Consider the following 19,659-nt stretch of genomic DNA (forward strand, 5'->3'; position numbering starts at 1 on the left):
CCATATAACATATCTATAACGATTCTCGCACCTCACAGACCTACCTTATTGCCAATACCCACCTACCTGAAGCAGGTTAAGCAATGTGGGGCGATGCTTTGTCTGAACACGTTCCATCTCTGCCTTTAGTTCATCAAAATGACGCTTCGTACCCATCTTTTCATGCACTCGATAAGACACTAACGGATCATTGAAATAGAACAGCTCATAGACCGGAAACAGCCTCAACCACATCTCATAATCATGCGTATAACGAAAATCGGTATCGAACATACCGAATTTGCGAAAAGCATCCATCTCCAGCATCACAGTACAGCCGTTAATTGGACAACCTTCCAGAAGTACCTGCAGCACCTCCAAGCGGCTTCCCACCTCAGGACGGATGGTATCCATCCACTCATTGTCTGCATTCACGTAGTGATAGGCTCCATGACAGAACAATGCCTTCACTTCCAGCATAAATTTCAGCTGCTTCTCTACCCGATCCAGCAACATCACATCATCTGAGCTAAGCCATACAAAATAATCTCCAGTTGCATGTTTAATGCCTTCATTCAGCGCGGTAGCCGTTCCACCATTTTTTTTGCGAATATAAGTAATCCGATCCATAAACGGCTGTACCCGCTCGACAAACTGCGTAGAACCATCATCTACAACGATGACTTCAATATGAGGATATGTCTGATGAACGGCACTGTAGATGGCCTGATCAATGTATGCACAGTTGTAAAAAGGAATGACGATCGATACCTTAGGCTCCATCCGGCTCTCCCTCCTCTTGGTTGCAAATCTAAAATATAACTCCTCGTTCCCTAGTATATGAAATGCTTTTCGATGCGTATGGGACATCTGTAGGGATAAGATCGCACAAGTTTTTTTCTAACCCACCATTTAAAGAAAACACTTAGAGAAATATAGACTAATTCCACCTTAAGGTTATTACGACGTTCACGTGGTAAGGCTCACTAATCCTTAGTTCAAGTTAACTAGGGTACACCTACCTAACTTCAGCACGTTGCAAAGTCAACTCAAGAAAAAAGGGACTACCAGGCTTAAAAGATCCGCCTAATACCCCCTACTTTCTCCAAGCTTTTATCCCCCATGCCCGCGATTCGCTGCAACAGCGGATCACGATATCTCGACCACACCATGGAGGCTTCTTGCCCAATAACTGTAGCGTGTCTCATGGATCCCATACCCTCATGCCAGCGATAGGCGGTATGAGGCTCATTCAGATACGGGAAGTGATGTCCGTTCAGCAGAATCCGCAACCAGAGATCCAGATCGTGAGTGTACGGCAAATATTCATCGAAGAGACCTACGGCTCCGAACAGATCTTTACGAATCATTACTGTACAACCATTTACCGGATTACCGTTCACGAACCTGCGCAACCAATCAACAGGAGCCATCGGCTCTGCTCCGCCAAGCAATTTGGTCACAGCAGCATGCTCATTAATATAGTGAAAATTAGTATGAGAAACCAACGCTTGCTGCTCTAGCATAAACTGAACCTGTTGCCGAATTTTGTCTGGATAAAATAGATCATCTGAACTGAGCCAGGCAACATATTCACCGGATGCATGGCGTATACCGTGGTTCAGCGCAGACGCTGTTCCTCCATTGCTTTTGCCAAGCACATGAATATAAGGAAGATACGGCTGCAACAGATGGGCATACTGCGTTGAGCCATCGTCAACAACAATGATCTCGGTCTCAGCATATGTCTGATTCAAGGCGCTTTGAATGGCCTGAGGTACATAAGGACAATTGTAGAACGGAATGACTATGGACACCTTCGGATTCAAACCGTTCCCCTCCCTTGCCGGATACGAACATCACTTAGAATATCCTGAAGGGATTGTGCAAACGGAATGAGTGGCTGCCAACCCAGTTTGCGCAGCAGCGACAATTGTTCCTCTTCCCCAGCGCCGTCTGGGCCTGAGGTGGCTCCATCCCAGCGCACAGGTACATTTGCACTCGACATCGACAATAACGTATCCGCGATCTCACCCAGACTACGCTCCGTACCAGAGACAACAGGGTACACCGTACCCGTCGTTCCGTGAACTAACAATGTAGCGTAGGCTCGCACTGCATCACGTACATCCAGAAAATCACGGGTGTTCTCCCGACCTGAGAGGCGAAAAGCTTCCGTCTTGCCCTCCTGCTCACAGGCAACAATATGACGCGCGAGCAGTGAGCAGATTCCTGTTGAAGGACCGGCACCGATCAGATTGCCCGGTTCAGCCATCATAATCTGCTGACCAAAAAGAGACATCCACGACAGGGTCACCATCTCCTCCAGAGCTTTACTAAGGCTATAGGGATGCGGAGGCTGAGGGACTTTACCTGGTTCTGGTGTGTATTTTAATCGTGAGCCTACAATGACCGTTCTTGCAGCAGGACAGCTGCGCAGTGCATCCAGCAAATACAGCACCGCCATGACATTCGTCTCCAGTACAAGCAGCGGATCAGCCCATGAATCTGGCACGGAATTTTTACCTGCGAGATGCAGCACATAATCAGGCTGCACCTCGTCAATTAACTCACGAACTTGGTCTTTGTCATTCAGGTCACAGACGTGCACATGTGTACCCTTAGTGAACGTATAAACATTCTCACGTCTAACGACTGCGGCGACCTCTGCACCAACGGCTTGAAAAAACGCTACAGCATGTCGTCCGGTAAAACCTGAGGCACCTGTAATGAGCACCTTCTTGCCTGTTAGCTCTGCTCCATCCATAATGCCAGCTCCTTCAGCATTGTAGAATACTCCGGAAGGTCTGTCTTCACATCCACTCGTGTTGATACAAGCGTGCGATCCTGCACCATACGATCATCGGGGACAATGACGACATCCTCCTTGTTCCAGATCTGCTTCAATAATACGAGCAGATCATGCTTGCTTAGTGGATGTGGATGGGCAAGATGGATCAATCCGCTGACAGGTGAAGCGAGATAATGATCTACCCATTTCGCCAGCTCAAGGGTTGTAACCCCGTTCCATAACACACGGGTATATCCACCAACCTCCCCCGTGCTGGACATGAACCAGTTCATTAAACCAATGCCGCCCTTCCGGATTTCGGGACCAATAATAGATGTTCGGATGGTCAGATGTCCTGAATCCTGAATTTCACCCAATGCCTTCGTGATCGCATAAGAAGAGGTGCCATCCGTAACATCCGACTCGGTATAACCTCCACGGTCTCCACTGAACACACAGTCTGTGCTGATATGGATGAGCCGTGCACCAATCGTATCTGCGACCCGGCGTAGACGGTGTGGAAGAAAACCATTAATATGATAAGCATTGATTTTGTCTACATCCGCAAAACTGTTCAACACACCCACAGCGTTCACAATTACATCAGGGTGCACAGCTTCCACCAAACGATCCACCATGAAACTATCGTTTACATCCAGTAACAGTCCATTAGGATCAGAAGCATCCCGAGTGGTATAAAACACACTGTGCACACCTTGACGGCGGAAATAGTCGACCATCACATGGCCGGCCATTCCGTTTCCCCCAAGTATCAGCAACTTCATGACAAGAATCCTCCGCGCTTGAGGATTTCACGAATCTCCTCTTTGGTCATCAATTGGTGTTCGGAACTAAAACTACTGAAGGAGACCGGAGGGCAGTCGGTGTAATGCTCCTTGAGCCCTGGAATACCGAGCGTAGGCAGAATAACTAAATACTGCTCGTCGTAGACAACCGTAGTCATACTTTCGAACTCGCTCATCAGAATTTCATGAATCTTCTCGCCTGGGCGGGTGCCACGCTCTACAATGCCAACATTCTCAACACCTGAATCTTCAATCAATACCTCAGCGAGATCCACAATTTTGCAGGTAGGCATCGTCATGACAAATATTTCGCCACCCACGCTTTCCACCGAAGCCTTGAACAATAAAGTGATCGCATCTTTCAGCGTCAGGAAGAAACGTGTCATGTTCATATCGGTAATCGATACCTGGCCCTTTTGACGGATCTGATTCTTGAACAGGTGGACAACGCTCCCATTGGTGCCAAGCACGTTGCCTCCCCGTACCGTGACGAAGCGTGTGTTGCTGTGCAGCAGATTGGCATAAACAATTAATTTTTCACCGATGGCCTTTGTCATTCCATAGAAATTCGATGGGTTGGCTGCCTTGTCGGTTGAAATATAAATGACCTTTTCCACCTTGTTCTCAATGGCCGCTTCAATCACATTCTGGGTACCGATCACATTGGTCTTCAACGCTTCATACGGCTGATCCTCACATACCGGAACATGCTTGAGTGCAGCCAAGTGAAACACATAGTCCACCTGCTGGCATGCCGCAGTTAGTGCTTCTTTGTCACGAATATCACCGATGCGGAAATGCAGACGAGGATCTTCGAAATCACGGCTCATCGCCACTTGGCTTGATTCATTGCGTGAGTACACAATAATTTCTTTGGGTTGCTGAGGCAGCAGTTGAGCTACAAGTTCATAACCCCATGATCCAGTACCGCCAGTCACGAGTATACGCTTATTTTCAAACATGCATTTTCCCTCCAAGCAGAAATTTGACCACTTTACTGGATACATCTGTAGCCTTGTAACCTTGCGGGCACTCCCAATCATTGGATAGCTCCGTCATCACCTTCACACAATCTGCAATGCGCGCAGCATCCAGCCCAGACACCACATTACTGCCACAGTCCAACGTCTCAGGACGTTCTGTTGTCCGTCGCATCGTTACCGTTGGAACCCCCATAATGCAGCACTCCTCTTGCACAGTACCGCTATCCGTAAGTGCGAGGCGGGCATGACGTTCCAGCAGCACGAAGTCAAAGAATCCGAACGGCTCATGAAATTCCACTAATGGATTCATCTCCAACTGCAGATGCTCTGCAATCCGGATGGCAGTTCGTGGATGGATGCTACAGATTACCCGGAGGCCATACGTTTCAGCAACATGATTCAAGCCCTTCATAATTTCCAATAAATGCGGTGGATGATCTACGTTCTCAGCCCGGTGTGCTGTAACAAGAAAATATTGTCCGGACTTCAGCTTTAATTTCCGCAAAATTTTACTGGCATCTACCTGCGCTTTATAATGCAGCATCACTTCGTAAATCGGATTGCCTGTCAGTACGATTCGCCGACTGGGCACGCCTTCACTGACCAGATGTTTTTTGCTCTGTTCGGTATAAGGCATATTTATTGTGGATATCGCATCAATGACGCGACGATTTTTCTCCTCTGGTACGTCCAGATCAAAGCAGCGGTTACCTGCTTCCATATGAATGACGGGAATCCCCATACGTTCTGCCAACACAGCACAGAGCGCACTATTGGTGTCACCAAGCAGCAACACTTTATCTGGCTTCTCTTGCAGCAAGATGTCTTCCATTTGAGAGAACATGGAGGATAATTGTCGACCTAAAGAGGCCGCCTCATCCTGAAGCACATAGTCTGGAGCACGCAGACCCATCTCTTTGAAAAAAAGACCACTCAGACTCTCCGTGAAGTTCTGTCCTGTGTGCACCAGAATGTGCTTGGATGCGTACTGATCCAGCTTGGAAATGATCAGGCTGAGCCGAATAATCTCAGGTCTCGTGCCCAGCACAGTCATGATCTTCATCGTAATCCCTGCCTTCATCGTGTATTCGACATGCTACGGCGAACCCGGCTCCCCCTTGCCTTGGCAAGACCACGTTTGCGAACAGCCGATGATTTTTTGTGCGAAAGATGCTTCTTCTTCTGACCGATTTTTCTTTTGCGTTTGCCTGATCCTTTGCTACGCTTGGAGGCATCCCGCACTCTTGAGTGATCTAGAGCCTGTCGTAGACTGCGACCTGTGCGATTCCGGGCTGTTTTCCTTTTTCTCGTTCTTAAGTCTCCAGGCTCCGTAGCTTTCTGCATGGGTTCATGAGATCCAATTGCCAGTGGGGGCAGTGAAGATAGCGGCAAGGTATGGATCACAGAAAGTGGGAATACACATGCTCGAATTGCATCCGGTCTCATCATGAGCACAGTGCGCAGTTCTCCTTCTCCCCATGCGTATACCGGTCCGTTCGGCGGCTGAATGTAGGGGAACCATGCAGGAAAACGAATGAGCCACTGTGTCACCATCGTATGCATCTCAGTCCTATAGGTTGCGATGCCGTACAATCGTTCCGCTTCTGTCCGGTTCCGCCAACCGACATCGGATGCAAGTTCCGAATCATTTAGTAGTGTGGTTGCCAAAACGGCTAGCGCTTTGCTATCTCCAGGCGGAGCCAGAAATTCTCCACTTCCCACCGTTTCTAATAATTCGGAAAGACCACCCTGAGCAAACGCGATAACTGGCTTGGCGAAATACATTCCCTCCAGGGCAGTCATGCCAAAGCCTTCTTTAACCATGCTTGGAATCACTACAATATCCATTGCTGTATAGGCCAGCGATACATTTTCCTCAAATGTGGTGAAGGTAAATCTTCGATAATAGCCTGATTTTTTCACCCGGGTTACGCATTCGTCATAATACTTTTTGTCCGATGGCGTACCGATGATCCAAAATCGGGCACGCGGATGGGTTTCACACAATTGCAACGCCATCTCAACAAAGGGCTTCAGCCCCTTGGCATCATAAATAAAAGAAGAAATGTAGCCAATACAGTTCTGGAAAGGCTTGATCCCCAGTTCCTTCCGCTTCCGCTCACGCAAATGCAGCCAGCGATCAGGATCAGGTAAACCCGGATCCCATGTTGGAGGCAAGATGGTTAGCTTGTCGCCCATTCCCGCTTGTTTAAACGGTGCTCCAGCTGTTTCAGATATACCAATGATCCAGTCCGAATACCGACCAATCATCTGCACAGCCTCATTGATGTGGTCATTGGACTGTATGATTTCGGTGATTTTCCAGATGACCGGAATCTGCAATGATTTGGCAGCGACGGCAGGCATCACATTCACACACGTATTGGTCAGCACCAGGTCAGGCGCGGACTCCCTTAATAGGGAGAGCGCCTCCTGATAAGCAGGGCTTTGACGAAGCAGCTCTGCATCGTTTGCAATGCCGTGATATGGGGTATAGACACCGTGCAGCATGGGAAGAAAACAGACTTTCACCGGAATATCGAACCTCCGTGCGAGCCCTGCAAGCTTCCCTTCCTGAGGGACAACTAGCATACAATCGAAGATCGCACCCATTTCCCTCATAAAATGCAGTAACAGCTTCTCCGCCCCGGTAATACTGCGGGTATTACACACATGGGAAAACAACATTAGTTTAGGTTTAGTTGCCATAGCCGCACGGAGCGCCGTATGCGAGCATACGGGTTCTGTGCACACCTCCTTCCGGCTATAAAGTTAAGGAAAGATAATACTGAGCATTTCATTGATTCTTTTGCCGTAGGTGTGATCCTTGAGCGTACGTTCCAAGCCTCGAAGAGCAATTTCACGCCGCTCTTTCTCATGAGCGAGATAGTACTCTACTTTTTCGAGCAACTCCTGAGGAGAAGAATATGTCTCGATCTCTACACCTGGTTTGTAGAAGCGAGCAAGATCGTCACGTGCATCCGTAAGCTGTAGGGTTGCGGATGCCGAAATCTCGAAGGTTCTTGGATTCGGAGAAGCAGGTGGAATTTTGAGATGGTTGTTGTTCACTGAATCATCCTCGTGAGAACGGTGCAGGTTAATTACGATTTTGGTGCCGTTGTATACATCATTGGTTTCCTGCGGAGTCATCCAACGGCCAAGTTCGATTTTCTCGCCATAGGACGTGTAGTCGGGCAGACGATCCCACCAAATTCCGTTAAATACCGTTTGGTGTGTCATCAGCTGTGCCATGATTGGATTGAAGAAGTAAACCCGGTTCCAATATGCCGAGCCAATAAAGCTAACCTCGCGATGTAATGGCGAAGGTGTCGTGATGGGGAAGTAATGATTCGTGAATGCGGCAAAGGGCAGATAATGCACAGAAGCACAGCCGCTTTGTCGGTAAAGGTCAACGCAATTGAGTTCCAGTGTGAATATATGGTCAAAATGTTTTACAGACTCAAGCGTCATATCCGTGTAGTAAGGATCATCGGTAAGCCAGATCGCTGTCGGTATTCCTGCTTGACGAATGGCATCAATATGCTCCATCGGAATATCCATTCCATCCAGTACAAGCACCAGATCAGGGCGCGATTGCAGGGCAATCTCAGACACTGGCTGACGTGGGTCGGTTAATGTGACTTGAGACACCATGCTTTGGAGTGTAGCCATGATGGCTTCATCTAATGGTGAATATGGGAATCCTTTGCCTGAAGATACGTACAGGACATGAATTGGACGAAATGGCAGTGGCTCCTGCGCACAATTGACAATATAGTTGGCACGACCACGCAGGTATCCCTCTTCCTTCCCCGCATCGTATCCGGCATGCTGTCCATTCTTGCGAGCCTGATCTGCCAAACTAAGCACAGGCGCATGAAATTGCTTGTTCTTTCTGTGTTTGATAGACATACCGCCACTCCTTCTCATATAAAATGACTTCACCGTAATAATTCTCCTCGTATGCGTTGCAAACGTTACATTCGGCTGAATCCCATATTCGATGCTGAGATGCCGCTCGCGCATCTTTCGTAATCAAAAGCGGACTTTTTGAACAATCTCTTATTGAGGCTGCATTTACAGATGTCCCAGCAATTGTGCCATACGGTGGGTAAACGTATGCTGGTTCAACGTTGTGAGCAGCCCACGCCAGGCGATCGCTTCCCGTTCCTTATGGTGCTGGAGGTAATAACCAATTTTGTGCTGAAGCTCGGCTGCTGTCGTGAAGGTTTCAATGTCATAACCTGGCCGATAATACCTTGAAAGGTCACTCCGTGCATCCGTAATCTGCATCGTGCCACACGCACTGATCTCGTAAGTGCGTGGATTGATCGACCGGCCTTCCAGATGATGTGTATTTCGATTATCCTCGCCGTTCTTGCACGTGCGGTGGACATTGATAACAATTTTGGCACCGTTGTAATAGTCCACTGTTGCTCCAGGATCGAGCCAGCCTTCACGAATGAATCGACCCAGAATATCCAACCGAGTCAGTCGATTCCATTGACTCCCTGCAATAAATACTTTCTTGTCAGCCAAAAACGGAGCGAGTTCATCGAACAAGGCAATTCGATTCCAGAATCCCGTACCAATAAAACAAATGTCGTATTGATGCTGTGGTTCGGTACGTCTTGGCTGAAACATGCCCGGATTTACCCCAAGTGGCAAATAGATGACACTCCGTGCTCCATGAGCTTGATAAAAGGGAATGGCAGCTTCCTCATGAGTAAACACAACATCATAATGCTGACAGATATGAACCGTATCCTCGGTAAAATACGGGTCATCTACGAACCAGATGGCTGTTCGAATGCCAAGTCCGCGTATCCCATCCACTTGCTCCAGATGATCTGGAGGAAATACATGCAATCCATTCATAACCAACACAACATCAGGTCGATGCTCGCTCGCTTGCTGCAGCATCGTTGCCGCCGATCCGACAACACACTCCCGAACAGACTGCTGCAGTGCTTCAATGACGCCACCATCAATGGCATCAAATCCCTGTGGGATATACAGCACCTTCATATCACGCTTCGCTGGCTCAACCGGTTGAACGCGCTCCAACATGGCCTGACAACCGCCGAATCGACGGCCTTCTGCATATCCGCCGCGGTATGCTACCTCCGCTTCGCTGAGCGTGCGGTGTCGTTTCTTCGCCACATTCTTCACCCTGTCTTCCTTCAGGAGATGCCTCTTTAGCTTCTCCCCGAGATTGGTGTTCCCTCTAAAGGATATGCCCCGGGGTCAGATGCATCATGGACGGGTGTCCTGCAAGGCGCAAAATTGGCGCTTGCCCTCCACATCCGCCTGTACGGGCATGTCCGCTTATGCGGCCAAGCAAATAGCCCGGGAAGAAAGTTCCTCCCGGGCTAACGGACTTTTTGAACAACCTCTTTTAGTTCGTTCATGTACTCTGCTTAGGAAATCGAGCATGCATGATAACAGTATCCGCATCCTATACGCAGCATTTAATTAGGGTACGTAGAGGAATACGTTCAGTTTTCGCAGTTAAGATGACTCTGTTATTGTGCCTTGTAAGCTAACTGATGACCGTCCTCGAATCCCTTGGCGAAACCCGCGTTGAATCCCTCGTTGTACGCCTCGGTGTATCCTTGGCTGTACGCGTTGTCCGGGTTTGGATCGGTAGGGGTAGCCGGGACGAATGGCTGTGCTACTTGTTTCACACTCCGATGCCGGCGTACCACACGTTTCTTTTTTTTAGGCCACGCACTACGTCCTTTGAGGGTGCGTTTATGCAATACACGTTTACTTTTGAGGGCGCGAAGCTTACGAATTCTGCGCAGACGAGCTCCACGAGCCACGAGTGCACGTTTCGTTCTCAATCCTGCTTTTTTCTTCTTCAACATATCATCATTCCTCCTGTAAATCCCGAACGATGCGGATCGCATAGTCTGGGTGTTTGAGCCAAGGTAATCCCGGCTCGCCATACTGAATACGAGCTAATCGAATTCCTGTCACCATGCGAGACATTTCTTCTTGATAGCGACTTAATAGACGGATGTTCTCGGCAAGATTACGGGCAGATACCTCTGAATGAGCAGATACGCTGGCGACGCTATCCAGAATACGAGCCAGCGCCTGCTGACTGTGCGCAATCGATTCAATAAGGGCCAGTTTCGCCTCCTGCTCACGTCGCAACAGACTCATTTTCCGATATCCCCTAGATCCATACCGCCAAACATGCCACCGTCCATACCGCCGCTGTCTCCACCCTCATCCTGTATCATGACAGCTTTTAAGTTGTTACAGAGTCCCGTTTCCATGCGAGTTAGCCCTTCCAGCATTTCAACCAATTGCTCATGCATCTTCAGCGGCTCTGCAACCTGATCGCCATGGGTCATAAATGTCTCCCCATTCAGATGATTGAGTGTCCAATTTCGCACTTTCTCTGCTTCGATAGCCTTCGCTTCCAAAATCAGCGCGATGTTCCATTGCATTTTGGCTGCAGCATCCAGCATGAGAACAAGGCTTTGCTCTCTACTCATGTCCGTTCACCCGCCTTCCGGGCTTATTCTTCTTCTTGGCCTGCGATCTCCCGCATGACCTGACTCAGCGTTTCCGCCACAGCTTCCTCTAAATCTGCAAGACCTCCCAAGTAAGAGATAATGCTTTTGTTGATCTGTCCTGAACTGTCCAGCATGCCTTCCACACCATCAAGCTCTGGTTCCATATCGGGCAAATGATTAATAATTTCAGACATGCGCACAGCAACCTGACGTTTAGCATCTAATACGCGCGCAAGCTGCTGATGAGAATGTGCAATATGTGTGAGTATTTCATCGACTTTGCTCTGCATACTCCTCCTCCTTGCCGTCACGGCCTGCTTCAACCCATACAAAAACCCGGCCTATCAGCATTTGCCTGCTACAGCATATGCCGGGCCGGGAGTGTCAGTTACTCCAGCTTGCGCCTATATCATCAGATAACATAACTCCAATCAGAGGAATATCGGCTGAGGAATTGTCTCGTTCGTTCCTGCTTAGGTCGCACAAAAATATCTTCTGGCGTGCCTTCTTCGACGATCACACCTCCATCCATAAATATGACGCGATTCGCCACTTCGCGAGCAAAGCCCATCTCATGGGTGACAACAACCATCGTAATCCCCTGCTGGGCGATGGAGCGTATAACAGAGAGCACCTCACCCACCAATTCGGGATCAAGTGCCGAGGTCGGTTCATCAAATAGAATGACCTCTGGATTCAATGCAAGAGCACGCGCAATGCCTACGCGTTGCTGCTGTCCACCGGACAGCATGCTCGGATATTCATTCACCTTGGCAGCAAGTCCAACTTGTTCCAATACACGTAATGCACGTGCCTTGGCATCAGCTTTGGGAACTTTTTGAGCTACAATCAGCCCTTCCGTCACATTATCGAGCACCGTTTTGTGTTTGAACAGATTATAATGCTGGAAAACCATTGCCGTCTTGCGCCGAAGCTGCACAATATCATGTTTGCGTGCATGCTCACAATCCACAGTCAATCCACTGATCTGAACCTTACCCTCATCCGCTCGCTCTAGAAAATTGACGCAGCGCAGCAATGTCGTTTTGCCTGATCCACTAGGGCCCAGTATGGCCACAACATCCCCCTGCTCGACGGTCAGATCAATGCCCTTTAATACTTCCTGTTTACCAAACGTCTTGTGTATATTCGTGAGTGAAATCATGATACGCCTCCTTTGCTGTACACGGCAACCCGACGTTCAAGCAGAGCCGTGATGCGCTCCGCAATGATGGTCAGCCCCCAATAGATCAATGCTGCGGCAATGAAGGCCTCCAGAAATTTCAAGCTAACCGATGCCACAACGTCCGCTTTGCCGAGAATATCCATCTGAGAGACGGTAAAAGCAAGGGTAGACCCATGCAGGAACCCAACAAACATACTACATAGATTCGGCAACACTGCTCCAATCGCCTGGGGAATAATAATGCGTCTCAGTGCCTGGAAAGTACTCATGCCTACAGCATGTGCAGCTTCCATCTGTCCTGGGTCTACAGCCAGAATACCGGAACGAATAATTTCAGACATATACGCCCCAGCGGTCAGTGAGAAAGCAATCAGTACAAATACAAGGATCGGGATCGATGACGATTGAAATGCCCAATGGTAACGTTCAGCCAATTTATCGATAATCATCGGAATCCCATAATAGATGAGGAACAGGTGCATCAGCATTGGCGTTCCACGCAGGAATGAGACGTAAAAAGCAGCAATGCGATGAATCCAAGGTACTCGATAAATGCGAATCAGGGCTGTTGCCAGACCAATCCCGAAGCCTGCAATCAACGGAACAACCGTAATGACAAGTGTAAGTGGCAATGCCTTTAGAATTTGGAAAAAGGACGTGTAAATAAACTGAAGATCTATAGACATCTGCTCACCCCGCTATTCGTTTCAGGCGTTCCGCTCGAACCACCGGTTTGTGTACAACGCTCTTGCGTTCATGGCGCTGTAATCTACGCTCAGCCTGAGCGAAGCCTTTTTCAAGTACAATGACAATAACGTAATACACGATGGATAAACTGATGTACACCTCAAGGGCATGGGAGGTAGCAGAGATTAACGTCTGCCCCCTGCCGACCATATCCATCACACCGATGGAAAACGCCAGCGACGTATCCTTCAATGAACCAATCAACGTATTGGCCATGTTCGGAAAAGCAACAATGAGCGCCTGAGGTACAACGATACGGCGAAAAGACTGAAAGGACGTCATCCCCGCTGCATATGCAGCTTCGGTCTGCCCTTTATCCACACTTTTCACAGCACCCGAAAGATTTCGGCGAAGGATGCTGCATCACTCAAGGCGTACGTGACGATAACAAACAGTAGGGATCGGTTCTTGATAGGTCGATACCGATCGGTTTGAGCAACTCAGGCAGACCATAATACACCAGAAACAGCTTAATCAGGATCGGTGTGCCCCGCATGAACGAAATGTACAGGGTGGCTACCTGGCTTAATACTGGAATCCGGTATAACCTTGGAACAGCGAGCAATACGCCCCCAACCAACCCCAATACAATAGAACCACCCAGCACAATCAATGTTATATGCAAATATCGTAGCAGTTCCGGGACAAAATCCAGAACCAATGATAGATCGAATGCTTTTCCCATTACCGCCTGCACACCTTTCTCAGACTACTCTTCGACTGTATAGTCAGCGCCCAGCCACTCTGTGCTCAGTTTGGCTAATGTTCCATCTTCCTTGATTGATTTGAGCGCTTCATCCACTTTGGCTTTGAGCTCTTCCTCATCCTTGTTCAAGATGAAGTATACTTTGGAGTTGGACAGTGGGTCTCCTACCGTCTTCAACTGAGCATCCACCGCTTTATTCTGATAATCAATGGCAAACTGTGTGCTGATCGTTGCATCTACCCGTCCTGTCTTGATCTGGGTAATGGTATCCTCACCTGCTCCAGAATAGACAATATCAATGGGACTGCCATTTGCAGCATTCCATTTCTCAGCCAGTACAGCTGCATTACTTGTGGCACCAACGATCAATTTTTTACCTTTGAGGTCATTGATCGATTTAACTTCTTCATTTTTCTGGCTTACAACAATTTTATTAGGGAAAATATTATAGGCTTCATCATTAAATAAGAACTTCGCTTGTCTTTCTTCATTAACTTCCATCTGATGAGCGATAAGGTCGATTTTTTTCGTTTCTAAGCTAAGCAATAGGTTCTTGAAATCCATTGTGCTAAATTCGAATTCATATTCAGGTAAACGTTTATCAATCTCGCGGATCAGCTCCACATCGTACCCTGTTAATTTACCATTTTCATCAATGAAGCAGACGTTCGGGAACTGCGTACCTGTTCCTACAATGATCTTTTTCACGTTGGTGTCGCCTGCTGCTGAAGCAGATTCGGAATCATTCCCGGCAGTGCCTGTGCTGCATCCAGCCAATACCGCAAGCATCGTAATGAACAGCAGTGCTGTTCGGAATTTCTGAATCCCCCGTTTATTAACCATTCCCAATCTCCTCCACAGGCTGTTTTCACAGCTAATATGATGTGTGCTTCCATTCCTAATCCCTTTTAACTAACCATTCTTACTTGTATAGTCGGAATTGGATTGAACAAAGAATATCATCGTGCGTCCTGAATAGGCAATAAGCAGGTTAATAGGACATCCTGATAACGTTATAGAACTTCTTTATACTTCATTACATCTCTTGTCTGTTCAATAGAAAAAAAGCCATTCTTCCCTTTAAACGAACTTGGGAGAATAGCTTCATTTCTAATCTTCATCTCTCTTGTCGAATTCATCGTTAATCTGGTCTCTATCCAAACTCCAACGAAGACTTTGATTCATATTGCTTATCTATGTTCTACGGCTTGCCCACTTAATTTTGCGTGCCACTTCTACACGTTGTACTTGAAGTAGACCGATGCGTGCTTCAAATTTCTCACGTTCGTCCTTCGAATGTGCAGCATGCAATTGGTTACATAGCCCTGTTAACTTGCTGTTAATATGATCCAGCCTTGTCCAAAGCTCTTCTTCAGGTGATCGTTGTTGTTGCTGCTCCCCGCCGGCTGAAATACTTTGAGCTGGTGGATCAGGGACTGCTGCCACTCTTGATCCTGAATTTGGATGGCAAAATGCAAAAGATCCAGATAGTCGTCAATTTGCAACGATACGCCGCAATCAGGTTTCGTATTCATTCGTCGTCTCTCCTTATTTCAGTGCTGGGCTGGAATCAGTTACTTCTATTTTACAGGATAGACCCCATTTAGGCGAGAGGTGAAAGCGCTAAATTTGGTTTTTTTTTATTTTTTCCACATATAGAAGCTTTCGATTGTCTTATAGACAGAATGGATTGGAGTTTTCTACACTTGAAAACCGTTCCATGATAAAATGACACCTAATCTATAATGTGCACTTATCGGGTTGGAATAGTTGTTATTTAATCATGAAGGGAAGGTTACCGATGACAGAACATTATCGCCTAGCCACACTGGAAGACGCTGAATCGCTGCTTGCCGTTACTTTGGATGCATACGAGACCATTCGTGCGCTAAATATTCCTTTTCCTGCAGGACATGCCACATTGGAGGTTATTCAGAATAACGTAACTCAGCATGAGTGCTATGTGCTTGAGGAAGATGGGCAGATCATTGCTACTGTAACCTTAGATCGTGCACAAGATGTGAGGCGACAGGCCATCAGCTCCTATCCCTTTATTCGGTGGTTCGCTGTGAGTCCTAACCATAAAGGGAAAGGTTATGGTTCGAGATTGCTGGACTGGGTTGAAAAAGAGGTCATTCTGAACAAACTGGATGCACCCGCTGTTTATTTGGCAACGGCGACTCGGCATCCTTGGCTGGCTCCAATGTATGAACGTAAAGGCTACACTCCGTTCCATACCCAAGTCGTGCAGACTCCGGATGCTTCAGAAGAAATTGTATTTATGATCAAAGTGTTAGATCCCAAACGTTATCATGCCCAATCTGTACAAACAGGCTAGCTCTTAGGTTTTATTCTCATAATCTAATATCCGTATACGGATATAACTCAAAAACCCGCTTAAAGGAAGAAGCTTTCCTTAAGCGGGTTTTCTTACTTTCATCCACTAGTGTCCATTGATCAATCATTATTGCTTCGTGATTGTCTGGTCAGAAACAGCATAATAAATGAAATCACGACAATCGTACATGTCCAAGCCCAAGCCATCGTCTGGTTCCCGGAATCCACTGCAACATAGATTGCCGTAGGCACCGTTTGCGTTTTGCCTGGAATATTACCTGCAATCATCAATGTAGCGCCGAATTCACCGAGAGCTCGAGCGAAACCCAGTATAAATGCGGTCATCAATGCTCTGCCAGCCAACGGCAGGGAAATGTACCAGAATACTTGCCATTCATTCGCACCAATGGATCGACCTGCGGCTTCCAGATCCCGATCTATTCCAGAGAATCCTGATTTCATCGTTTGGTAGACCAGCGGAAAAGCCACCACAACAGCGGCGATTACCGCAGCCCACCAAGAAAAGATCACTGGTGCGGAGAAGATGGCTTCAATCCATTGACCAAGCAGACTTTTACGTCCTAACAGCACAAGCAGCAGGAATCCAACGACCGTTGGAGGTAACACAAGCGGAAGCATAAAGAACGTTTCTAGAAATATTTTCCCCCGAAACGACGCTCGCGACATCTTCCAGGCTACAGCAATCCCCAGCACGGCAGCAATAACACTGGATAGAAGTGCGACCTGAAGGGATAGTCGAACCGGTGACCAAAATACGGACCAATCTATGGCGTTAACATTCATTCCGGAATGGAGAACCCGTATTTGGCGAACACGTCCAGTACCTCAGGTGATTGCAAATACGTATAGAATTGTTCCGCTTCTGTCCGGTGCTTCGTTCCTTCAATGATCCCTACTGGATAATTGGCTGGTGTATAGCTAGTTTTATCTACTTCAAACGCAATTTTAACCTGATCGGAGGTCAACGCATCTGTTTTATATACAAAGCCAGCATCTGCATTTCCTGTCTCCACATACTGTAATACCTGTCTTACATCCTTGCCCTGTACAAGCTTGCTCTCCAGTTGATCCCATAGCTTCGCATTGGTTAATGCTTCCTTCGCATATGTTCCCGCAGGTACACTTTCTGGGATACCGATCGCAATGGTTTTAATCGTATCTGAGGTAAGATCACTCTCAGTGCTTACTTCATCCGCACGATCAGCAGAGACAACAGCCACCAATGAGTTTTGAAGTAAATTTTGCTGATCTGCTTCAGCGATCAAATTCTCTTCCACAAGAGCATTCATGTTTTTGCTTGCAGCGGAGACAAAAATATCAGATGGTGCCCCTTGCTCGATCTGTTGCTGTAATGCGCCCGAAGCACCGAAGTTAAAGTTAAGGTTAATGTTAGGGTTAGCCGCTTCAAAGTTGGTCTCAATTTCTTTCATCGCATCTGTCAGACTTGCAGCAGCCGAGATAGTCAGATCCACCGTTTCCTGAGGATCCACATTCTCTGTTGCACTGCTCTCTCCTGATGTTGCTGTATTAGAAGCTGTCGAATCCGTTGCAGAGGATGTATCCGGGGTATCTGTGCTTGCTCCGCATCCGCTCAACACAAGAGCTAGTCCAAGTGACATACTTCCTAGTACATATCCGATTCTCTTTCTCATTCGTTCTCCCCCAATGTTATGTTTCGTTATAATTAGTTATAATTAACTATAATTAATTATACACAAGACGAATAAAATGGAAAGGTGACATAGATCACATTCTATTTTTAATGACGTTTAGATCGGATGATTGCACGCTCTCTGGTTTATGGTTCCCCTCAATTAATGGTATAGTACAAGAGATATCAATGAAGAAGAATGATTCGATACCTTAGATGAAGATGAATTAATTTCTCTTCGTACATCTGTACATTTCTCTATCTAAAATGACTTCATAAAGCTCTGCCATCGAAGTGGCGAGTGTCCTATGTTTTAATTCATTTTTATATACCTTGAAGGAGGATCTTCACTAATGACGGAGGAGCAATCCTATACAACCGAAGAAATATCGAAGCTACTCAAAATATCCAAACTTACGGTCTATGACCTGATCAAAAAAGGTGACCTCGTTGCTTACCGTGTAGGTAAACAGATGAGAGTTGACGCCACCGATCTGGAGGCATACAAGCATCGCTCCAAACAGCTCCAATCCGGCGTGAATCGAACTGCTTCCGCGGATTCAGCTGCTCGTTCTCAAGATTCTAGCGAAAAGGGTAAGGATTCAATAAACATGGACTCGACCCTACATCCGGTGCACGCACCCAGTTCTTCATCTACTGTAACTGCGTATCCTCCTGTAAACGCTCAGCAGAACCACCTGTCCGCCCGCCACCTCGTCATTACAGGTCAGGATGTCAGTCTAGATATTCTCATGCGCCATATGGAGAAACAAACGCAGAATATCCGTCCACTCCGCTCATTCATGGGTAGTCTGGACGGATTAATCTCGATGTATCGGGGCGAGTCTGATCTTGTCAGCACTCACTTACTTGATGGAGATACAGGAGAATACAACTTGCCGTATATTCGCAAAATTTTGATTGGCTGGTCTTACGTGGTGGTGAACCTTCTGTCACGCCCAGCTGGACTCTATGTGCCGCGGGGTAATCCACGTGGCCTCAAGGATTGGAGTGACCTGAACCAGCCTGGTCTCCGATTGGCTAATCGCGAGAAGGGTTCAGGCGCAAGGGTTTTGCTAGATGAACAGCTTCGGCTCCACGGTATCTCTCCCTCCCAATTGACAGGATACGATATAGAGGAAACCAGTCATATGGGCGTCGCCGCGAAAGTCAGCACAGGTGAAGCTGATATAGGCGTGGGTATTGAGAAGGCGGTTCGGCTCATTGGCCAGGTTGATTTTATCCCCCTTGTGCAGGAGCAATACGATCTAGTTATGCTTAGAAAACAAGGAAATGAAGCGTGGGTAGACTCGGTGCTACGCATCCTGCAATCCTCAGAATTCAGACAGGAGCTGCAAACGTTTGAGGGTTATGATGTTTCACGTACAGGGGAAATTTTATACGAAGTGTAGTATCTAGACTGGGCGTAATGCTTACATGATCATGTAGCATGATCATGTACAACTTAACTAAACTGTGCGTGATGTTCATATCTCGCTTGTGATATAAATAATTAAAATTAAAATGCCGCTGCAATCCATGCAGCGGCATTTGTCCGTTCTAAGCATCAGCGCCAAAATACACCTGCTTCATCTCGTTCCACCTGTTCAAGTAAATCTTCGAAATGCTGGCAAGGTTCTATTGCATCCACCGTATTCCAGCGATCATGTTCATCTTTGGCGAATACCTTCCAGCGATGTTCATCCCACTCGAATCTGGCAATATCCAGCTTGTCCCATCGGTAACGCTCCTCGGCTGGTCTTTCCTCGGTCAGAATCAGCTCGTTCTGATGCACACGATAGGTCAACTTCACCATGGTTCGCAGCGGTGCAGGTACTTTCTCGTGGATATACCCGTTCAGCACAGACTCAATTCGCCAAACGGTAAAGGAGTCTAGCATGATGTGACCTCCCTATCTAATC

The 19,659-nt window shown here is 47.4% G+C and carries 22 protein-coding genes and 1 pseudogene; 2 read left to right on the top strand and 21 right to left on the bottom strand.

All coding sequences use genetic code 11. From position 1 onward, the window contains the following. Window positions 1-45 precede the first annotated feature (45 nt). The 18 genes and pseudogenes from DMB88_RS23980 to DMB88_RS24065 all read right to left on the bottom strand — a co-directional run bounded on the left by DMB88_RS23980 (window position 46) and on the right by DMB88_RS24065 (window position 15,263). The gene (locus tag DMB88_RS23980) at window positions 46-762 is read right to left on the bottom strand and encodes a glycosyltransferase (RefSeq protein ID WP_164848781.1); all 717 of its coding nucleotides are present in this window, start codon (window positions 760-762) and stop codon (window positions 46-48) included. A 290-nt stretch (window positions 763-1,052) separates the two neighbouring features. Next, window positions 1,053-1,808: a glycosyltransferase family 2 protein gene (locus DMB88_RS23985; RefSeq protein ID WP_128103361.1), complete on the bottom strand. Its 756-nt coding sequence runs from the start codon at window positions 1,806-1,808 to the stop codon at window positions 1,053-1,055. After that, window positions 1,805-2,746 (bottom strand): NAD-dependent epimerase/dehydratase family protein, encoded by a 942-nt coding sequence (locus tag DMB88_RS23990; protein ID WP_128103362.1) that lies wholly within the window; start codon window positions 2,744-2,746, stop codon window positions 1,805-1,807. Before DMB88_RS23990 ends, DMB88_RS23985 begins: the two co-directional genes overlap by 4 nt. After that, a complete protein-coding gene (locus tag DMB88_RS23995; protein ID WP_128103363.1) occupies window positions 2,728-3,555 on the bottom strand; it encodes a dTDP-4-dehydrorhamnose reductase family protein in 828 nt (275 codons plus the stop codon). Before DMB88_RS23995 ends, DMB88_RS23990 begins: the two co-directional genes overlap by 19 nt. After that, a complete protein-coding gene (locus DMB88_RS24000; RefSeq protein ID WP_128103364.1) occupies window positions 3,552-4,538 on the bottom strand; it encodes a polysaccharide biosynthesis protein in 987 nt (328 codons plus the stop codon). The genes DMB88_RS23995 and DMB88_RS24000 overlap by 4 nt, the downstream gene beginning before the upstream one ends. Then, window positions 4,531-5,622, bottom strand: coding sequence for a non-hydrolyzing UDP-N-acetylglucosamine 2-epimerase (gene wecB, locus DMB88_RS24005; protein WP_128103365.1), 1,092 nt, complete (start codon window positions 5,620-5,622; stop codon window positions 4,531-4,533). Before wecB ends, DMB88_RS24000 begins: the two co-directional genes overlap by 8 nt. 14 nt (window positions 5,623-5,636) lie before the next feature. Beyond that, window positions 5,637-7,268: a glycosyltransferase family 4 protein gene (locus DMB88_RS24010; RefSeq protein ID WP_128103366.1), complete on the bottom strand. Its 1,632-nt coding sequence runs from the start codon at window positions 7,266-7,268 to the stop codon at window positions 5,637-5,639. Between the two features lie 63 nt (window positions 7,269-7,331). Continuing rightward, on the bottom strand, window positions 7,332-8,471 hold the full coding sequence (locus DMB88_RS24015) for a CgeB family protein (RefSeq protein WP_251384176.1): 1,140 nt from the start codon (window positions 8,469-8,471) through the stop codon (window positions 7,332-7,334). A 165-nt stretch (window positions 8,472-8,636) separates the two neighbouring features. After that, window positions 8,637-9,731: a CgeB family protein gene (locus tag DMB88_RS24020; RefSeq protein ID WP_251384175.1), complete on the bottom strand. Its 1,095-nt coding sequence runs from the start codon at window positions 9,729-9,731 to the stop codon at window positions 8,637-8,639. A gap of 353 nt (window positions 9,732-10,084) precedes the next feature. Beyond that, a complete protein-coding gene (locus DMB88_RS24025) occupies window positions 10,085-10,429 on the bottom strand; it encodes a hypothetical protein (protein WP_128103367.1) in 345 nt (114 codons plus the stop codon). 4 nt (window positions 10,430-10,433) lie between these two features. After that, window positions 10,434-10,730: a hypothetical protein gene (locus DMB88_RS24030; protein WP_128103368.1), complete on the bottom strand. Its 297-nt coding sequence runs from the start codon at window positions 10,728-10,730 to the stop codon at window positions 10,434-10,436. Then, window positions 10,727-11,068, bottom strand: a complete 342-nt coding sequence (locus DMB88_RS24035) for an alpha-helical endospore appendage domain-containing protein (RefSeq protein WP_128103369.1) — start codon at window positions 11,066-11,068, stop codon at window positions 10,727-10,729. The genes DMB88_RS24030 and DMB88_RS24035 overlap by 4 nt, the downstream gene beginning before the upstream one ends. A 23-nt stretch (window positions 11,069-11,091) precedes the next feature. Beyond that, window positions 11,092-11,379, bottom strand: coding sequence for a hypothetical protein (locus DMB88_RS24040; RefSeq protein WP_056702634.1), 288 nt, complete (start codon window positions 11,377-11,379; stop codon window positions 11,092-11,094). A gap of 122 nt (window positions 11,380-11,501) precedes the next feature. Continuing rightward, on the bottom strand, window positions 11,502-12,254 hold the full coding sequence (locus DMB88_RS24045) for an amino acid ABC transporter ATP-binding protein (RefSeq protein WP_128103370.1): 753 nt from the start codon (window positions 12,252-12,254) through the stop codon (window positions 11,502-11,504). Continuing rightward, a complete protein-coding gene (locus DMB88_RS24050) occupies window positions 12,251-12,961 on the bottom strand; it encodes an amino acid ABC transporter permease (protein WP_128103371.1) in 711 nt (236 codons plus the stop codon). The genes DMB88_RS24045 and DMB88_RS24050 overlap by 4 nt, the downstream gene beginning before the upstream one ends. A gap of 4 nt (window positions 12,962-12,965) precedes the next feature. Further along, a pseudogene (locus tag DMB88_RS24055) lies at window positions 12,966-13,707 on the bottom strand (amino acid ABC transporter permease). Between the two features lie 24 nt (window positions 13,708-13,731). Then, window positions 13,732-14,571 (bottom strand): transporter substrate-binding domain-containing protein, encoded by an 840-nt coding sequence (locus DMB88_RS24060; protein ID WP_128103372.1) that lies wholly within the window; start codon window positions 14,569-14,571, stop codon window positions 13,732-13,734. Between the two features lie 485 nt (window positions 14,572-15,056). After that, window positions 15,057-15,263 (bottom strand): hypothetical protein, encoded by a 207-nt coding sequence (locus DMB88_RS24065; protein ID WP_128103373.1) that lies wholly within the window; start codon window positions 15,261-15,263, stop codon window positions 15,057-15,059. A gap of 266 nt (window positions 15,264-15,529) precedes the next feature. Between DMB88_RS24065 and DMB88_RS24070 the strand changes: the two genes are divergently transcribed. Beyond that, on the top strand, window positions 15,530-16,066 hold the full coding sequence (locus DMB88_RS24070) for a GNAT family N-acetyltransferase (protein ID WP_128103374.1): 537 nt from the start codon (window positions 15,530-15,532) through the stop codon (window positions 16,064-16,066). Between the two features lie 119 nt (window positions 16,067-16,185). Here DMB88_RS24070 and modB read toward each other — a convergent pair whose 3' ends face one another. Then, window positions 16,186-16,869, bottom strand: a complete 684-nt coding sequence (gene modB, locus DMB88_RS24075; RefSeq protein WP_128103375.1) for a molybdate ABC transporter permease subunit — start codon at window positions 16,867-16,869, stop codon at window positions 16,186-16,188. Continuing rightward, entirely contained in the window at window positions 16,866-17,738 is an 873-nt protein-coding gene (gene modA / locus DMB88_RS24080; protein WP_128103376.1) for a molybdate ABC transporter substrate-binding protein, read from the bottom strand. Before modA ends, modB begins: the two co-directional genes overlap by 4 nt. A 352-nt stretch (window positions 17,739-18,090) precedes the next feature. Here modA and DMB88_RS24085 point away from each other — a divergent pair, with 352 nt between their 5' ends. Continuing rightward, a complete protein-coding gene (locus DMB88_RS24085; RefSeq protein ID WP_128103377.1) occupies window positions 18,091-19,149 on the top strand; it encodes a substrate-binding domain-containing protein in 1,059 nt (352 codons plus the stop codon). Window positions 19,150-19,304: 155 nt separating this feature from the next. Here DMB88_RS24085 and DMB88_RS24090 read toward each other — a convergent pair whose 3' ends face one another. Beyond that, the gene (locus DMB88_RS24090; RefSeq protein WP_128103378.1) at window positions 19,305-19,637 is read right to left on the bottom strand and encodes a DUF3024 domain-containing protein; all 333 of its coding nucleotides are present in this window, start codon (window positions 19,635-19,637) and stop codon (window positions 19,305-19,307) included. Window positions 19,638-19,659: the final 22 nt, after the last annotated feature.

The sequence above is a fragment of the Paenibacillus sp. DCT19 genome (genome assembly GCF_003268635.1).
GTDB lineage: Bacteria > Bacillota > Bacilli > Paenibacillales > Paenibacillaceae > Paenibacillus.

What these genes read in the sequence shown, in the direction of transcription:
- DMB88_RS23980 (WP_164848781.1), bottom strand. Translation starts at nt 762, where the DNA reads ATGGAGCCTAAGGTATCGATCGTCATTCCTTTTTACAACTGTGCATAC.
- DMB88_RS23990 (WP_128103362.1), bottom strand. Translation starts at nt 2,746, where the DNA reads ATGGATGGAGCAGAGCTAACAGGCAAGAAGGTGCTCATTACAGGTGCC.
- DMB88_RS23995 (WP_128103363.1), bottom strand. Translation starts at nt 3,555, where the DNA reads ATGAAGTTGCTGATACTTGGGGGAAACGGAATGGCCGGCCATGTGATG.
- DMB88_RS24000 (WP_128103364.1), bottom strand. Translation starts at nt 4,538, where the DNA reads ATGTTTGAAAATAAGCGTATACTCGTGACTGGCGGTACTGGATCATGG.
- wecB (WP_128103365.1), bottom strand. Translation starts at nt 5,622, where the DNA reads ATGAAGATCATGACTGTGCTGGGCACGAGACCTGAGATTATTCGGCTC.
- DMB88_RS24010 (WP_128103366.1), bottom strand. Translation starts at nt 7,268, where the DNA reads ATGGCAACTAAACCTAAACTAATGTTGTTTTCCCATGTGTGTAATACC.
- DMB88_RS24015 (WP_251384176.1), bottom strand. Translation starts at nt 8,471, where the DNA reads ATGTCTATCAAACACAGAAAGAACAAGCAATTTCATGCGCCTGTGCTT.
- DMB88_RS24025 (WP_128103367.1), bottom strand. Translation starts at nt 10,429, where the DNA reads ATGTTGAAGAAGAAAAAAGCAGGATTGAGAACGAAACGTGCACTCGTG.
- DMB88_RS24030 (WP_128103368.1), bottom strand. Translation starts at nt 10,730, where the DNA reads ATGAGTCTGTTGCGACGTGAGCAGGAGGCGAAACTGGCCCTTATTGAA.
- DMB88_RS24035 (WP_128103369.1), bottom strand. Translation starts at nt 11,068, where the DNA reads ATGAGTAGAGAGCAAAGCCTTGTTCTCATGCTGGATGCTGCAGCCAAA.
- DMB88_RS24040 (WP_056702634.1), bottom strand. Translation starts at nt 11,379, where the DNA reads ATGCAGAGCAAAGTCGATGAAATACTCACACATATTGCACATTCTCAT.
- DMB88_RS24045 (WP_128103370.1), bottom strand. Translation starts at nt 12,254, where the DNA reads ATGATTTCACTCACGAATATACACAAGACGTTTGGTAAACAGGAAGTA.
- DMB88_RS24050 (WP_128103371.1), bottom strand. Translation starts at nt 12,961, where the DNA reads ATGTCTATAGATCTTCAGTTTATTTACACGTCCTTTTTCCAAATTCTA.
- DMB88_RS24060 (WP_128103372.1), bottom strand. Translation starts at nt 14,571, where the DNA reads ATGGTTAATAAACGGGGGATTCAGAAATTCCGAACAGCACTGCTGTTC.
- DMB88_RS24065 (WP_128103373.1), bottom strand. Translation starts at nt 15,263, where the DNA reads ATGAATACGAAACCTGATTGCGGCGTATCGTTGCAAATTGACGACTAT.
- DMB88_RS24070 (WP_128103374.1), top strand. Translation starts at nt 15,530, where the DNA reads ATGACAGAACATTATCGCCTAGCCACACTGGAAGACGCTGAATCGCTG.
- modB (WP_128103375.1), bottom strand. Translation starts at nt 16,869, where the DNA reads ATGAATGTTAACGCCATAGATTGGTCCGTATTTTGGTCACCGGTTCGA.
- modA (WP_128103376.1), bottom strand. Translation starts at nt 17,738, where the DNA reads ATGAGAAAGAGAATCGGATATGTACTAGGAAGTATGTCACTTGGACTA.
- DMB88_RS24085 (WP_128103377.1), top strand. Translation starts at nt 18,091, where the DNA reads ATGACGGAGGAGCAATCCTATACAACCGAAGAAATATCGAAGCTACTC.
- DMB88_RS24090 (WP_128103378.1), bottom strand. Translation starts at nt 19,637, where the DNA reads ATGCTAGACTCCTTTACCGTTTGGCGAATTGAGTCTGTGCTGAACGGG.